This is a genomic window from Mesorhizobium sp. BHbdii, assembly GCF_053848045.1.
The window spans coordinates 1-427 of sequence record NZ_JBSPKX010000246.1 but is presented as its reverse complement, the minus strand read 5'-3'; the positions used below and the strand labels follow the sequence as shown (position 1 = coordinate 427).

Annotated in this window: 1 pseudogene; it reads right to left on the bottom strand. The window is 59.5% G+C overall.

Going from position 1 to position 427, the window contains the following annotated elements:
- Positions 1 to 292, bottom strand: a pseudogene (locus ACWTU8_RS32860) (DMT family transporter); the annotation flags it as partial.
- Positions 293 to 427: the final 135 nt, after the last annotated feature.

The following is a 427-nucleotide window of genomic DNA, read 5'->3' as shown; positions in this document are numbered from 1 at the left end:
ATAGCGTGAGGCCGATCGCCCCCACGGCGACGACCTCCAAGGCGCGGGTTCGCAAAAGCCCGATCATCGCGTCGTGATGACGGTGCACAATCGGCAGCAGGATGGCGCAAGCAAGCGTCAGCCGCCAAAAGCAGAGGCCCCAGGGCGGCATTTCAGGCGCCACCCATTTGGCCGCGATATAGACACCAGCCGAAAGCAGCCAGCACAGGATGGCGGCCGGATAACCGGTCAAGGAGGACATGGGGCCGACTGCGGGTTGCGCGGCTTGATGCGCTATCGGCATTGCCTGCATGTCCTGTCCTCCCTTCGACGTCTGCCGACGGGGGCAGCATAGCCTGCGTCGGTGGGTCTTGACATTGCGGAAAATATCTTTTCAAAGGTAATGTTATTACATATCGAGCAAGACTGCGATGGCATCAAGAAAAGA